Origin of the sequence: Klebsiella sp. GB_Kp047 (assembly GCF_040065235.1) — a bacterium.
Taxonomy (GTDB): Bacteria; Pseudomonadota; Gammaproteobacteria; order Enterobacterales; family Enterobacteriaceae; genus Klebsiella; species Klebsiella quasipneumoniae.
Genome location: NZ_JBEAJG010000006.1, coordinates 58,202 through 73,310 on the forward strand (window position 1 = coordinate 58,202; position 15,109 = coordinate 73,310).

Annotated in this window: 9 protein-coding genes and 1 pseudogene; 6 read left to right on the forward strand and 4 right to left on the reverse strand. The window is 57.6% G+C overall.

From position 1 onward, the window contains the following. Window positions 1–44: 44 nt before the first annotated feature. Window positions 45–1,385, reverse strand: coding sequence for a glycosyl hydrolase family 28 protein (locus ABLV76_RS04665; RefSeq protein ID WP_004201919.1), 1,341 nt, complete (start codon window positions 1,383–1,385; stop codon window positions 45–47). A gap of 420 nt (window positions 1,386–1,805) precedes the next feature. Between ABLV76_RS04665 and ABLV76_RS04670 the strand changes: the two genes are divergently transcribed. Together ABLV76_RS04670 and ABLV76_RS04675 are read left to right on the forward strand one after the other, a co-directional pair. Next, window positions 1,806–3,254: an MFS transporter gene (locus ABLV76_RS04670; protein ID WP_049116073.1), complete on the forward strand. Its 1,449-nt coding sequence runs from the start codon at window positions 1,806–1,808 to the stop codon at window positions 3,252–3,254. After that, window positions 3,229–4,326 (forward strand): glycoside hydrolase family 88 protein, encoded by a 1,098-nt coding sequence (locus tag ABLV76_RS04675; protein ID WP_023318864.1) that lies wholly within the window; start codon window positions 3,229–3,231, stop codon window positions 4,324–4,326. Before ABLV76_RS04670 ends, ABLV76_RS04675 begins: the two co-directional genes overlap by 26 nt. A 5-nt stretch (window positions 4,327–4,331) precedes the next feature. Here ABLV76_RS04675 and ABLV76_RS04680 read toward each other — a convergent pair whose 3' ends face one another. Beyond that, the gene (locus ABLV76_RS04680) at window positions 4,332–5,999 is read right to left on the reverse strand and encodes a hypothetical protein (protein WP_087771356.1); all 1,668 of its coding nucleotides are present in this window, start codon (window positions 5,997–5,999) and stop codon (window positions 4,332–4,334) included. Window positions 6,000–6,176: 177 nt separating this feature from the next. Between ABLV76_RS04680 and ppk1 the strand changes: the two genes are divergently transcribed. Both ppk1 and ppx read left to right on the forward strand, forming a co-directional pair. Continuing rightward, window positions 6,177–8,237, forward strand: coding sequence for a polyphosphate kinase 1 (gene ppk1, locus ABLV76_RS04685; RefSeq protein WP_002913838.1), 2,061 nt, complete (start codon window positions 6,177–6,179; stop codon window positions 8,235–8,237). A gap of 3 nt (window positions 8,238–8,240) precedes the next feature. Beyond that, the gene (ppx, locus tag ABLV76_RS04690) at window positions 8,241–9,773 is read left to right on the forward strand and encodes an exopolyphosphatase (RefSeq protein WP_004201914.1); all 1,533 of its coding nucleotides are present in this window, start codon (window positions 8,241–8,243) and stop codon (window positions 9,771–9,773) included. Between the two features lie 55 nt (window positions 9,774–9,828). On the opposite strand, the gene ABLV76_RS04695 is transcribed toward ppx, so the two are convergent. Beyond that, entirely contained in the window at window positions 9,829–12,057 is a 2,229-nt protein-coding gene (locus ABLV76_RS04695; RefSeq protein ID WP_348878199.1) for an EAL domain-containing protein, read from the reverse strand. Window positions 12,058–12,427: 370 nt separating this feature from the next. Between ABLV76_RS04695 and ABLV76_RS04700 the strand changes: the two genes are divergently transcribed. Next, a complete protein-coding gene (locus tag ABLV76_RS04700; protein ID WP_017900441.1) occupies window positions 12,428–12,601 on the forward strand; it encodes a YfgG family protein in 174 nt (57 codons plus the stop codon). A gap of 97 nt (window positions 12,602–12,698) precedes the next feature. Here the strand turns inward: ABLV76_RS04700 and ABLV76_RS04705 are convergent. Continuing rightward, window positions 12,699–13,611: pseudogene (locus ABLV76_RS04705) on the reverse strand (LysR family transcriptional regulator). A gap of 73 nt (window positions 13,612–13,684) precedes the next feature. Between ABLV76_RS04705 and ABLV76_RS04710 the strand changes: the two are divergent. Continuing rightward, window positions 13,685–14,905, forward strand: a complete 1,221-nt coding sequence (locus tag ABLV76_RS04710) for an MFS transporter (protein WP_114508346.1) — start codon at window positions 13,685–13,687, stop codon at window positions 14,903–14,905. Window positions 14,906–15,109: the final 204 nt, after the last annotated feature.

Here is a 15,109-nt window from a genome sequence, read left to right on the forward strand (position 1 = left end):
CTCGCCCCGGTCATTGCCGGGGCTACTTTCTCACTTCTCCCCGGTTATTTATCTGTGTTTTCCAGGCAAAGTGCGTTGTGGTTCCACCCCGCAGGCAATGGCGTCGGCCGCTGGTAATCAAACTCACGTAGCGTCAGGTCAGTCACGCCGTTGGCATACATCACCGGCAGCCCTCCCGGGTAAGGCTCAACCCCCCAGGCACGGCCGCTGTGCGGATTCAGACACCAGGCATTATCCATGCCCATGCCGGTTGGCGACTGCGGGTTACACGGCGGACGCACATCATAAAGCCCCTGCTCCGCCTGTGGATTAAGCTTCTGGTGGAGCTGGATGCCGTCAAAAAGAATGCGCTGGATCAGGCCCGCTGGTTCACTATGCAAATTAATCGCCCCTTCACACTCCCCGACCAGACCGCGAAACTGGATCCGAGTGATGGCGCCGGGGGCGATAGCCGGATCGCGATGGCGTGCGGAAAGAAAAACCGGATCCGCCTCCCCCCAATGACAGGCTGGCGCGCTCACGCAAGCAAACGCTATGTTGCTGAAGATCATCCGCCGCAGCTGGCCGCCGTCGCGGGATAGCAAGCCGATCCCGCGATTGGAATCAAAGATGGTGCAGTTGCTGACCAGCACATCTTCAATATCCTGCCAGGTTTCCGTACCGACTTTTAAGGCGCAGCTTTTCGACCGCAGCGTACAGTTCACGATCGTAACCTGACGCAGCGGACGCTGAATATGCGCAGGCTTGGCCGTGGTTTTCAGACAGATAGCGTCATCGGCGGCGCTGAAATAGCAGTTGGCGATATGCACCTGCTGGCAGCTGTCGATATCCAGCGCGTCGGTATTGGCCATCGTCAAATCGTTATCCACGGTAATCCCGTTAATCGTCACGCCGATACACGAGACCAGATGTATGGTCCACATCGGCGCATGGCGCACGGTAATATTTTCCAGTCGCACGCCGCGGCAGTTCTCCAGCAAAATGATGCGCGGCCGCCGCTCGACGGGCTGGCGGTACCCCATGGCATCGACATCCCGGGAAAACCAGCCGTCGGCGCTACCGTAGATTTCACCGCCGCCACAGATACTCACATTTTGCGCATCGAGAGCATAAAGAAAGGCCCGGTGGGAGCACTCTGCCTGGCTCAGCGCGACCGCTTGGGTAAAATCATCGCCGTTTTCGCTGACGATCAGCTTGGCGCCCGGCGACAGCCACAGGCAGGTATTTGACCCTATCCGCAAGCCGCCGAGCGCGTACCTGCCGTGATCGACCACCAGCGTACCTCCTCCGGCCTCCGCCAGCTCGTCCAGCGCCTGTTGAAAGAGAGCGGTATCGGGAGTGACGCCATCCGCGTGGGGATGGCGCTGAGAAAGATGAATATTCATAGCGTATCCTGAAAATCAAACAGGCAGCTATCACACCATCTCCTGCCCGACCAGCGTAGGGGAGAAACTGCCCGCGGGGCAATATCTGCGCAGCATTTCACATTCACCAGGTCCGTCCGGGATAAAATGTGATGGATAACGCAAATCCTGCGCGGCCAACCGCGAAAAGCGTACTCTCCGCACAGTTCCCGCCCGCGGCCATCGCGTCAGCCGTGAGCCATATCACGGGATTTATTTCATTTCATCGCCATTTGGCAGGCTGCTCGCAGAACGGCGCAAAATCCCCGTATCCGGCATTTTCGCCCCCGCCCCCCCTCTTTTACTGTGCAACCTCGCTTTCCTTACCAAAGAGATACGCTTATGACGAGGACAGTAACCCCAACGCGAGAAGTCAAAACCCGCAATATCCTCTGCTGGGGGATGGGTGATATTTTCGGTAGCGGCGCGATGACCATTACCGGCCTGTGGCTGCTCTACTTCTATATTGAGGTCGCCGGGCTCTCCCCCGCCGCCGCCGCCTCCATTTTCGCCATCGCCAAAATCTGGGATGGGATCACCGATCCGGTGATGGGCTACATCACTGACAACATCCGCACCCGCTGGGGACGCCGGCGGATTTTCTTTATTCTCGGCGCGCCGATGTCGCTCTGTTTCGCCCTGATGTGGGTGAGCGGTTTCGGTTACGCCTGGTACCTCGGCACTTATTTACTTTTCAGCACCGTGTTTACGCTACTGATGGTGCCTTACGATACACTGCCGGCAGAAATGACCTCGCGCTACGATCTGCGCTCTAAGATGTCGGGCGCGAGGATGCTGTTCGCGCAGGCGACGGCCTTTCTCGCCGCGCTGATCCCCGGGCAAATCATGGCTCACGTCGCCGACCAATCGCAGGCATTTCTCTATATCGGCATCGTCTTCGCCCTGCTCTTCGCCCTGCCGTGGATTTTTGTCTGGCGCGGCACCTGGGAGCGCGACGCTCTTCCGCCACCGCAGGCCCGCCAGGGGTTGCTTAAAACCCTGGGGTCGTTATACCGGGAGATGGCTTCAACGTTTCATCTGCGCACTTTCCGCATTCATATCATGATGTACGTCGGCGGCGCGGTGGCGTTGGATATTTTCGGCTCGCTGTTTATGCATTACATGACCTATGTATTGCGCGTCGGGACCCCCCTGGCATCGCAGGCGATGAGCCTGATGACGCTGTTTCAGTTCTTCGCCATCCCGTTCTTCACCTGGCTGTGCATTCGCGTTGGCAACGGCAATGCCTATAAGCTGGCCATTGCGCTGATCCTCTGCGCTTTGCTGTGGTTCAGCCAGCTTAGCGCCGGCTTTAGCCATCTCTCCTGGCTGCTGCTCGGCGGTGCGGTGGTAATGGGCGTCGCCCGCGGGGGAACCTATCTCATTCCGTGGAACGTCTATAACTTTCTGCCGGATGTCGATGAGGCCTATACCGGCGTGCGCCGCGAGGGAATTTACGCCGGCGTGATGATGCTGACGCGCAAGTTCTCCCAGGCGCTGGCGCTGTTTATCGTCGGACTGGCGCTGGAGGCGTTTGGCTTCACCAAGGGCGCTGAAGCGCAGAACGCCGCCGCCCTTAACGGCATCTGGTGGGTTTTCCTGGTGGGCCCCGGCCTGCTGGCGATCCTGGCCATGTATGGCGCATTTCGTTTCCGCTTAAGCCAGCCGCGCCATCAAATTCTGATTAACGAGCTGGAGCGCCTGCGCGCTGGCGGCCATCCGCAGGATGCCAGCCCGCAGACGCGAGAAACTATTGAACTACTAACCGGTCATCCGCACCGCAATGCCCGCTGGCAACACGCCGTCTTACCGCAAGGGAGTGATTATGTCGCAGAAAAGCAACCGTCCTGAACTCCTTCAGCGTATTGAAGCGCTGATCGATAACCTAACCGCCATTAACGATAAGAGCGGCCAGTATCTGCAGCGGCTGGCCGATGGCCGGGTCATTGATACGAAAGGCTGGGAGGGCTGGGAATGGACGCACGGCATCGGTCTGTTTGGACTGTTTCGCTATCAGCAGTTGACCGGTTCCCCCCGCGCCCGTCAGCTGATTGACGACTGGTTCAGCGCCCGCTTCGCCGAGGGAACGCCGGAGAAAAACATCAATACGGCTTGTCCGTTCTTAACGCTGGCGCTGCGCTACCAGCAGGCGCCGCGCAGCGACTGGCGCGCCTACCTCGACTGCTGGGGCGAAGCCATCTATCGCCAGATGCCACGCACCGATGAAGGCTGTCTGCAGCATGTCACCTATGAGAGCGCGCATCAGCAACAAATCTGGGACGATACGCTGATGATGGCGGTATTGCCTCTGGCCATACTGGGCAAAATGTTTGATAAACCGCGCTGGGTGGAAGAGGCCATCTACCAGTTTTTACAGCATCTGCACTATCTCAGCGACCGCCAGAGCGGCCTGTGGTATCACGGCTGGCATTTCGCCGGCCGACACCACTTCGCCGGCGCTCTGTGGGCCCGAGGCAACAGCTGGATAACCCTGGCGATCCCGGAGCTGCTGGAGATGCTCGATCTCGACGAGCATGATGCTGTTTACCGGCAATTGCAAAATACCCTGCAGATACAGGTCGCCGCGCTTGCCCGCTGCCAGAGTGACAACGGTTTGTGGCCAACGCTGCTCAACGACCCCGACAGCTATCTGGAAGCCTCGGCGACCGCCGGGTTTGCCGCCGGCATCTTCAAAGCGATACGCCTCGGCTATCTGGAAGCGGATTATCTGCCGGTGGCCGAGCGCGCGTGCGAGGGAATTATCGACCATATTTCACCACAGGGTGAACTGTTGCAGGTGTCGTTCGGCACCGCGATGGGCCACGACCTTGATCACTATCGTCACATCCCGCTCACCGCCATGCCCTATGGCCAGGCGATGGCGATGCTGTGCCTGGTGGAAGCCCTGCATCGCACGCTGTAAAAGCGTTACCTGAGCGCCGTCAGTTCGGTGCTCAGGCTATCCGCCAGGCTACGCACCCGTCCGGGATCGAACATGACGTAGAACGCCGGCGAGGCGTCGCTCATCTGCTGGCAGAGCGTTTCCATCTCAGACGCGCAACGGTACAGCGCCTGCACATTGATATGGCAGATCTCCCGCATGCTCCAGCTGTTCTCCACCTCGCGGGCGAAATGCAGCGTAAAAAAGGCCTTTTGCGCATGGGTAAACAGCTGGCAATAGAGCGCCAGCCCCTGCCACTCTTCACGCCACTGCCGCTCCAGCGCGGCAGGAAACTCCGCCGTGTGGGCAAACGCCAACGCCTCTTCCCCCAGGCGCTGCGCGCCGCTGGCCACCTCATCCTTTTCCTGCGCGATTTGCGTCAGATTGCTCATCGACTTCTGCGGGTCGTCGCGGGTGAAATGAATATCCTGCGCCGACCCCGGCAGCCAGTGGCTACGCGCCAGCTGACCGTACAGGCTCCACACCGCCTGCCCGTAGCTTTCCGGCAGCTGGCTGTGGCGATGGAAGACGTGGTCGCGCACGTAGATCGCCTGGTAGAGCGTTTGCGCTCCCTGCTCGAGAAGCTGCCGGAACTGCTGCGCCACGTCGTCAGGCGGACACCAGCCGTAGCGCTGCGCCAGCCACTGGTCGAGCAACTGCTGCTGGTTTTTCGCCATCCCGTCCCCCAGCAGCTGGCTGCAGGCGAACAGGTTGCATTCGCTTAAGGTATCGGGGATCCAGTGGTTATCAATACTTTCCCAGCTGGCTTTACAGATAGCGCCGGTGATACGCGGATTCCGGCTTTGGCACCACAGCAGCCGCCCCTGCAGTTCATCGATACGCAGAAACGGCATAACTCCCCAACCAACTTCCTCCCCGGCCAGATCGATATCAACCCACACATCCCGCGTCTGCACCGCCAGCAGCGCCGGGTTATTGGGAAAGGCTGGCCAAAAGCGTTCCGGGGTCAGTTTAATCGATACCGATACCGTCGGCGGCAGCGGTTCAATAGCGTCCAGCACGGTACTGAGATCGTCGTTGCTTGCCGGGAAGACGCGTATTACCAGATGTTTGTTTTGCGCCGCGACGGCCTGGCTCAAGGCGCCAAAACAGCGGCGATACAGCACGAAGCTCTGCGCCGGCTGGCGCCCTTCCCCCGCCTCGCGACGCTGCCTATCCCACTGCGGGCGGGAGATCGGCAACAAGCCGTCAGTGCTGGAAAGGGCGATAATCAAGCCGCTGAGCGCCGGTACGCCCTCGCAGACGGCGCGGACTTTGTCGGTCAACCAACGGCTCCAGAAATCCACATCAAAACGCACACCGCCCGGGTTATCCAGCAGTTCCGGATGCGCTAACAACAGCTCCGTCGGGAAACTGAGCTCTTTCGCCTGCAGATAAAAGCGCAGCCCCAGTTCCCGACAGCGCAGCGCCAGGCGGTTGAGATAGATACAGCGCGCTCGCTGCTGGCTCGACAACCGGTCGTTATAGTCAAACGGCGTGTAGCCCTGCGGCGATACCAGCTTGCCGAACAGCTCCGCCTGGCCGATCACCACGGTATTAAAACCATGTTTTATGGCATATTCCATTAAGCGACAAGCTGACGGCCAGTGCCAGATATCCTGATTATTGAGCTCCAGCGCCCGCGTTTCCCACATCGTTTCGCCCCCCATTTACTCATGATTGAACATAACGTAAGCAAACAAACGCGTCCGCTTTTTCCCGACATCAGGTTGAAAGAAAACTGTCATATTGCTTTGACATAGTTGGACATTCAATGGCAATGCTCGCCATAATGAAACAAGCGACATCAATGATCCGGAGTGTGAGTTGTAATGGGCCAGGAAAAGCTATACATCGAAAAAGAACTCAGCTGGTTATCTTTTAACGAACGCGTGCTGCAGGAAGCGGCGGACAAAAGTAACCCGCTGATTGAGCGCATGCGCTTCTTAGGGATCTACTCCAACAACCTTGATGAGTTTTACAAAGTGCGCTTCGCTGAGCTTAAGCGCCGGATTATTATCAGTGAAGAACAAGGCAGTACCGCCCATTCTCGCCACCTGTTAGGCAAAATCCAGGCCCGCGTTCTGAAGGCCGATCAGGAATTCGATAGTCTGTATAACGAACTGCTGCTGGAGATGGCGCGCAACCAGATCTTCCTGATCAACGAGCGCCAGCTGTCCGTCAATCAGCAGGCCTGGCTGCGCAACTACTTTAAACAGTATTTGCGGCAGCATATCTCGCCGATCCTGATTAACCGCGAAACGGACCTCGTGCAGTTCCTGAAAGATGATTACACCTATCTGGCGGTGGAGATTATCCGCGGGGAGAACATCAACTATGCCCTGCTGGAAATTCCGTCGGATAAGGTCCCGCGCTTCGTAAACCTGCCGCCGGAAGCGCCTCGCCGCCGTAAACCAATGATCCTGCTGGATAACATTCTGCGCTATTGCCTGGACGACATCTTTAAAGGCTTCTTTGATTACGATGCGCTGAACGCCTACTCGATGAAAATGACCCGTGACGCCGAGTACGATCTGGTGCATGAGATGGAGTCGAGCCTGATGGAGCTGATGTCCTCCAGCCTGAAACAGCGCCTGACCGCCGAGCCGGTTCGCTTCGTCTACCAGCGCGATATGCCGGACGCGATGGTCGAAATGCTGCGCGATAAGCTCTCCATCTCCAACTATGACTCAATGCTGCCGGGCGGGCGCTATCACAACTTCAAAGACTTTATCGGCTTCCCGAACGTGGGTAAGGCCAATCTGGTCAATAAACCTATGCCGCGCCTGCGTCATCTGTGGTTTGATAAATTCCGCAACGGCTTCGACGCCATTCGCGAACGCGATGTGCTGCTCTACTACCCCTATCATACTTTTGAGCATGTGCTGGAGCTGCTGCGTCAGGCCTCGTTCGACCCCAGCGTACTGGCGATCAAAATCAACATCTACCGCGTGGCCAAGGATTCGCGCATCATCGACGCGATGATCCACGCCGCCCACAACGGTAAAAAAGTCACCGTAGTGGTGGAGCTGCAGGCGCGTTTTGACGAAGAGGCCAACATTCACTGGGCGAAACGCCTGACGGAAGCGGGCGTCCACGTTATCTTCTCCGCGCCGGGCCTGAAAATCCACGCCAAGCTGTTCCTGATCTCGCGTAAAGAAGGCGATGAGGTCGTGCGCTACGCCCACATCGGCACCGGTAACTTCAACGAGAAGACCGCGCGGATCTATACCGACTATTCGCTGTTAACCGCCGATGCGCGCATTACCAATGAAGTTCGCCGGGTGTTTAACTTTATTGAAAACCCCTACCGCCCGGTCAGCTTCGATTACCTGCTGGTGTCGCCGCAGAACTCGCGTCGTCTGCTGTATGAGATGATCGACCGCGAGATCGCCAATGCGCAGAACGGGCAACCGTCCGGTATTACCCTGAAGCTGAACAACCTGGTGGATAAAGGACTGGTAGACAGACTGTATGCCGCCTCCAGCTCCGGCGTGCCGGTCAACCTGTTAATCCGCGGCATGTGCTCGCTGATCCCCGGTCTGGAAGGCATCAGCGAAAATATTCGCGTCATCAGCATTGTGGACCGCTTCCTCGAGCATGACCGGGTCTATTGTTTTGAAAACGGTGGCGATAAGCAGGTCTGGCTCTCCTCTGCCGACTGGATGACGCGTAATATCGATTATCGCATCGAAGTTGCCGCCCCGCTGCTCGACCCGCGCCTGAAACAGCGGGTGCTGGATATTTTTGATATCTTGTTCAACGATACGGTAAAAGCGCGCTATCTTGATAAAGAACTGAGTAATCGCTATGTGCCGCGCGGCAATCGCCGTAAAGTGCGCGCTCAGATGGCGATTTACGATTATCTCAAATCACTCGAACAACCCGACTAACCTATGCCAATAAACGAAAAAACCCCTCGGCCGCAGGAGTTCGCTGCGGTTGACCTTGGTTCGAACAGTTTTCATATGGTGATCGCCCGTGTCGTCGACGGCGCCATGCAGATCATCGGACGCCTGAAACAGCGCGTACATCTGGCCGATGGCCTCGATGAAAACTCGGTGTTGAGCGAAGAAGCCATGACCCGCGGGCTGAACTGCCTGTCGCTGTTTGCCGAACGCCTGCAGGGGTTCTCCCCTTCCAGCGTCTGCATCGTCGGGACGCATACGCTGCGCCAGGCGACCAATGCGGCAGAGTTTCTTAAACGCGCGGAAAAAGTGATCCCCTACCCGATCGAGATCATCTCCGGTAATGAAGAAGCGCGCCTGATTTTTATGGGCGTGGAGCACACGCAGCCGGAGCGCGGCCGTAAGCTGGTGATTGATATCGGCGGCGGTTCGACCGAGCTGGTCATCGGTGAAGATTTTGAGCCCCGGCTGGTGGAAAGCCGTCGCATGGGCTGCGTGAGTTTCTCCCAGGCCTACTTCCCCGGCGGGACCATCAATAAAGAAAATTTCCAGCGCGCTCGCCTGGCGGCGGTGCAAAAACTGGAAACCCTGGCCTGGCAGTTCCGTATTCAGGGCTGGACCGTGGCGCTGGGCGCCTCCGGTACCATTAAGGCCGCCCAGGAAGTGCTGGTGGCTATGGGCGAGAAGGACGGGTTTATTACGCCGGAGCGCCTCGAAATGCTGGTCAGTGAACTGCTGAAGCATAAAAACTTCGACGCGCTCAGCCTGCCCGGCCTCTCGGAAGATCGTAAAGCGGTCTTTGCCCCGGGTCTGGCCATTCTGTGCGGCGTATTTGACGCGCTAGCCATTAAAGAGCTTCGTCTGTCTGATGGCGCGCTGCGTGAAGGCGTGCTGTACGAAATGGAAGGCCGCTTCCGCCACCAGGATATTCGTAGCCGTACGGCGCAGAGTCTGGCGAATCAGTACAACATCGATCGCGAACAGGCGCGCCGGGTGCTGGAAACCACCACCCTTATGCTGGAGCAGTGGCAGGAGCAGAATCCCAAGCTGGCCAATCCGCACCTGGCGGCGCTGTTGAAGTGGGCGGTGATGCTCCATGAGGTGGGCCTGAATATTAACCACAGCGGCATGCACCGCCACTCGGCCTATATTCTGCAGAACAGCGACCTGCCGGGCTTCAACCAGGAGCAGCAGATGCTGATGGCCACCCTGGTGCGCTATCATCGCAAAGCGATAAAACTCGACGATCTGCCGCGCTTTACGCTGTTCAGGAAAAAGCAGTTTCTGCCGCTGATCCAGCTGCTGCGCCTCGGCGTGCTGCTGAACAACCAGCGTCAGGCCACCACCACGCCGCCGACGCTACGGCTGCAGACGGAAGCTCACCACTGGACGCTGACCTTCCCGCACAACTGGTTTAGCCAGAATGCGCTGGTGCTGCTGGATCTGGAAAAAGAGCAGCAGTACTGGGAAGGTGTGCCGGAGTGGCTGCTGAAAATTGCGGAAGAAGAGCCAGACGCCTGATCGCCTCTATGGATATCATGCGAGCCGGGCCATCGCGCCCGGCTTTTTTACGGCTTCAGGCGCTCATCCCCTCCGCCAGCTGCGTCAGAGGCACCGGGACGCCAATATCATAGCCCTGCATATAATCGATCCCCAGCGCGATGACCGCCTGGCGTATCTCCGGCGATTCAACATATTCGGCCACCACCTGCATGTTCTTCATCCGCGCCAGACGACAGATTGAATCCACCACCTGGTAATCAAGACTGCTGGCGAGCAGATTGCGAATAAAGCTGCCGTCGATTTTAAGAATATCGACGTTCATCGTTTTTAACCGCGCATAGCTGGCGTAGCCGGTACCAAAATCATCGATCGCCACCCGGCAGCCCAGCGCCCGCAGACGCTCTAATGTCTGGCAAACCAGCTCGGGGTTGCTGAGCGCATAGTTTTCGGTCAGCTCGAAAATAATCTGCCATGGCTCAATGTTGTAGGCCTGCAGCAGGTTTTCGACCTCCTCGGGAAACTGACTGCGGCTCAACGAGACCGGAGAGAGGTTGATCGCCAGCCGCAGACCGGGCAGCGCCCGCCGGTTGGCATCCATAAAGGCCAGGGTATGCTCAATGACCCACTGATCCACGCGCGTGGACAGCCCAAACTCGTGCGCCACCGGCAGGAACTCGTTGGGCCCCGTCAGTTCGCCCGACTCGCCTTTCATCCTCAACAACACTTCATGGTAATTGTCGCCGCGAATGCCCTGGATAGGCTGCGCCATCAGGACAAAATAGTCTTGCTCCAGCGCCTTGAGGATGCGGTTCATCATCGCCACTTTGTCTTTCAGATCCTGCTGGACATGCCCGGCGCCGCGGCGCTGCAAATTCTCCGGATGGCCACTGGCCAGCGACATGTCGGCAATCGTGTTCAGCTCGCCAAGCAGCAAATACAGATGCTTCACCGGCGAGCGGACGTTGCAATAGCTCATGCCGATCCGCGGCTGCAGGGGGACCCCGTCCCAGTGAAAACGGAACTGTCGCAAGGAGCGCTCAATTAAGTGAATGCGCGCCTGGTGCCCTTCGCTGTTGAGACGAAACACTAAATCGTGACCGGCAAGATGATATACCGCTTCGTTCGGCTCCAGCAGCGCACGCAGGTGATTCGCCAGCATTTGCTTATACTGAATACGCAACAGCACCCCGTAGTGGCGGCCCAGCAGTTCAAGCTCAGGAATACGCAAAAAACAGAGCGTCGACCAGCTCGCGCCGTTCAGCGCCCGGCTCAGCGCCCGCAGATTCGGCATATGTACTACCGGGTCGAGGAAGGCCATCTGTCGGATGCGGGCGTAGATCAGCCGCTGCTGTGTTGCCAGCATCGCCGTATAGGCGACAATAAACGAGAACACCAGATAGCTTGACGAGGTGATCGCCAGCTGAGTGTTATAACTTGGATAAATAGGTAAATAACGGTAATGAAAATGGATCACGGCGATCAGTACCGGCGTCCATATCAGCGAGATAAAGCGATAGCCAAAACGCATCGCCCCCCACAGCATCACCGGCATCAATAAGGATAATGTATAATTTGTACTAAATATGGTGCTGGTATCATTAAGCGGCATCAATAATAGCCCCAGCAACAGGGTTAATATCGCCGCCCAACTGATAATTTCAATTTTCTTTATTTTTGGATCAATTTGTAAGCGAACCTGAGAAATATACCCGCGCAAATAAAAAGGGTTACGAATTACCCGCAGCAGTAAATAACATAACGGTACGCCGGTCAGGCACCCCACCATCAGCGCCTGAAAGGTGATTAACGACCGTAAACTAAACGGCGAGACGCCGGCCATATCCGTTGTGCGCGGATGTAGCCCCAGATACTCGGCGATCTGCGACAAAATCAGAAAAATGACCGAAGGGAGCAGCATTTGCCAGAACAGACGATGCGGCATCAGCCTGACGTTACCGTGCGATACCTGCTGCCGTTGGGGAACAAAGATGCGATATCCGCCCCAGCAGAGCACGCAGGGGATCAGAAAATGGAACAGTACGCCAACGGCCTGCTCCGGCGTCATGCCCCGGGCCAGCGTTAGCAGCAGACCAACGATAATACCAGGGATCGCCGCCCAGCCGAAAAACATCATCAGGCTGAGCACCAGCGCCAGGGGAAGATAATAAAGATAAACCATGTGCCCATTCAGCATGGTATATGTATTCATCCCTCTGGCAAGGGGTAATAATAACACAGGCAGGAGAAGCGGTAAGGCCCACCATTTGTCGCGATATTGTTGATAGTATTTTAATAAATTCATAGGTGCTCTACAGAGAGCCTCTGCTCCTGCGAGGCATATTCAGGCAGGCATCCAACCACCCCATGCTGACCGCATAAGTAATAACGATACGGTAACGTCCGCTGATTTTAGTGGTGAAGAGAATGAGGCTGTTGATGTAAATCAACAAATGCTGACACCAACATTAATAAAACTTATTTTTTCAGCTTTTCGCGGCTAATAAAGAGAGCATGTAAATACGAGTATTATCTTATATAACATTAATTAATGTTTTCACTGCCGCACTTTTACATCTGCATCAATTGACCCCACCACGTTCCTGTGCCTTAATACCCCCATCGCCCATCTTCGGGTATACTTCAAGGAACCTTTTGTGAGTCAGGCACCCAGTATGCGTAAACGACATCGATTTAACCGTCGCATGACCCGTATCGTACTGCTTATCAGCTTTCTCTTCTTCTTTGGACGCTTTGTCTACTCCTCCATCGGCGCCTGGTATCATCACCAGGATAAAAAAGCGTCGCAGGAGTCAACGCTCACCGTCGAGCCCTCCGCCCGCGAGTAACCCGTTGATCCTGATGCCGGATACGCCTCTATCCGCAGGCAGAGACGCCCGTTTCCAAGGCACTATCCCTGACGAGGCATGTTTTGCCGCTGACGATTTATAAGCGCACGGCCTGCAGCAGACGCAGCATTTCCGCCATTCCTTTGGTAATCACTTTATCCTGACGCATGACAACCGCCAGCTGACGGTACAGCGACGGGGCCAGAGAATGTACCGTTAAGCCATAGCGATCCTCCGCCTGCTCTACCGCCATGCGGGGCACAATACTGTAGCCCAGCCCGGCCCGCACCATGCGTTTGATCGCCTCGATGCTCCCCAGCTGCATCACCGGCGTGACCGCCAGGCCCGCCGAACGGAACCAGCGGTCAATCAGATCCCGCGTGCCGCTGCCCGCCTCGAAGGCAATGAGCGGCAGCGCCTGCAGCTCCTCAGGGGTACACACCGCCGGGATCCCCGCCTCGTGGCTGGGATGGATGACCACGAACTCCTCGTCCACCACGGCGGTCACCGCCAGACTGCGTCCCTGAACGGGCAGCGTGACCAGCCCAAGATCGAGCCGGTTTTCCTCCACCGCCCGGACGACATCCAGCGTGTTGCCGGTGGTCACCCCCACCGTCAGCAGTGGGTGCTGCTGACGAAGATGCTGCAGCAGCGGCGGAAGAAGATGAATGCAGGCCGTCGCGCCGGTCCCCAGAGTCAGTGAGCCATTAACTTCCTGACTAAATGCACTGACCGACTGCACCGCGCTATTCACCGCCCGATCGATCTGCTCGCTGTGGGCCAGCAGCGCCATTCCCGCCGCCGTCGCCTTGATCCCGCGCCCGGTGCGCTCCAGCAGTCGGGTCTGTAAAAATTGCTCCAGCTGACGCACCTGCAGGCTGACGGCAGGCTGGGAGATCCCCAGCGCGTCGGCGGCGGCTGAGAAGCTGCCGCGCTGTACGACCAGCCGGAAGGTCGCCAGGTTTCCCAGGTTCAGTGTTGTCATGCAAAGTTTCTCTTATACCGCGCATAAGGTGGCCGCTCTGCCAGAACAATAGCCTGCCGGGTATGCTCAGGACAACTCTCTTAACGGAATGAAAAACCATGGGAACACCGGCTATTCCCCGACGCCTAGCCTTCACCGCGGGCGCTCAGCAACTGATCAACTGGGGTATCTCTTTTTATATGCCCGGCACCTTTGCCGGAGCTATCGCCGCCGACAAGGGATGGAGCTCGCCGCAGATCTATCTTGGCCTGACGCTTGCGATGCTGATCATGGCCGCGGTCTCCCCGCTGGTCGCCGGGTTGCTGGCTCGCTTTGGCGGACGACTGGTGGTCACCAGCGGAACCTTACTGATAGCCGCCAGTTGCGCGATGATGGCCTGGAGCCCTTCGCTGGTCGGCTGGTACGGCGCCTGGCTGCTGACCGGCGTCGGCATGCGGCTGTCGTTGTATGATGCCCTGTTCGCCGCGGTAGTGAACCTTTACGGCCAGCAGGCGCGGAAAACCATCTCTCAAATCACCCTCGTCGGCGGTCTGGCCTCTGCCCTCTTCTGGCCGCTGGGGGAGACTTTACTCTCCGTGATGTCCTGGCAGGATGCCCTGCGGGTCTATGCGCTGTTTGGCCTGCTGAGCGCATGGCTGAGTTATCAGCTGCCTCGTCAGCGGCTCGGCTCATCGACGAAAGCGAAAGCCCCAACAGCGGATGGCGATCGGCGTAACGGCATACGTTATGCGATCTTTATTGCGCTGATCACCTTCATCTCCACCGGCACCTCCACCCATCTGCCGGAGTTTATCAGCCACTTTGGCCTGCCGGTTGCCATCGGAATGCTGTGGGGATTTGGCCAGACCGGCGCCCGGCTGGGGGAAGTGCTGGCCGGTCGACGCATCACCCCGCTCGCGCTGACGCGTTTTACCGCGCTCGCCATGCCGCTCTGTTTTCTCCTTGGTGTCAGCAGCACGGCGTATGCCGGGTGCGCAGCCGGGTTTGTGCTCGGCTATGGCGCGATAAATGGGCTGGTGACGATTGTGAAAGCGACGCTGCCGCTGGCGCTGTTTAGCGCAGAAAGCTATGCCAGCCGCACGGGTCTCCTGCTGATCCCCGGGCAACTGATGGCGGCGGCCGCCCCCTTTACCTATGCATGGCTGAACCATCGGCTGGGTATCGTGGGTGGAATGTGGATTTCCACCGGGTTAACGCTGATCGTTGCCGGACTGGCGCTGGCGATGGCGCGCTCGGTGGGTAAAACAGAGCCGGACAAGCGTCCAGCCCTCTGCCCGGGGGCAAAACGTGGGCCGGCTGAACATCTGCCGGAACCATAACCGGGTACATTCACCGGGGACACAGGAACCCCCCCAGTGATGGATAGCGGTGAGGGATGACGGGATTGAGGCTGGGCATAAATTAAAAAACCCTCTGTAACAACAGAGGGTTTCATTTTATTCAACTAACGCCGGGGATTATTCCCACTCGATTATCAATATCCAACCTAAGAACATGAATTAATGATAATTTTAACCCCTTCG

Excerpts from the sequence above, each read along its gene's own strand:
- ABLV76_RS04665 (WP_004201919.1), bottom strand. The coding sequence starts at position 1,385 with ATGAATATTCATCTTTCTCAGCGCCATCCCCACGCGGATGGCGTCACT.
- ABLV76_RS04670 (WP_049116073.1), top strand. The coding sequence starts at position 1,806 with ATGGGTGATATTTTCGGTAGCGGCGCGATGACCATTACCGGCCTGTGG.
- ABLV76_RS04675 (WP_023318864.1), top strand. The coding sequence starts at position 3,229 with ATGTCGCAGAAAAGCAACCGTCCTGAACTCCTTCAGCGTATTGAAGCG.
- ABLV76_RS04680 (WP_087771356.1), bottom strand. The coding sequence starts at position 5,999 with ATGTGGGAAACGCGGGCGCTGGAGCTCAATAATCAGGATATCTGGCAC.
- ppk1 (WP_002913838.1), top strand. The coding sequence starts at position 6,177 with ATGGGCCAGGAAAAGCTATACATCGAAAAAGAACTCAGCTGGTTATCT.
- ppx (WP_004201914.1), top strand. The coding sequence starts at position 8,241 with ATGCCAATAAACGAAAAAACCCCTCGGCCGCAGGAGTTCGCTGCGGTT.
- ABLV76_RS04695 (WP_348878199.1), bottom strand. The coding sequence starts at position 12,057 with ATGAATTTATTAAAATACTATCAACAATATCGCGACAAATGGTGGGCC.
- ABLV76_RS04700 (WP_017900441.1), top strand. The coding sequence starts at position 12,428 with ATGCGTAAACGACATCGATTTAACCGTCGCATGACCCGTATCGTACTG.
- ABLV76_RS04710 (WP_114508346.1), top strand. The coding sequence starts at position 13,685 with ATGGGAACACCGGCTATTCCCCGACGCCTAGCCTTCACCGCGGGCGCT.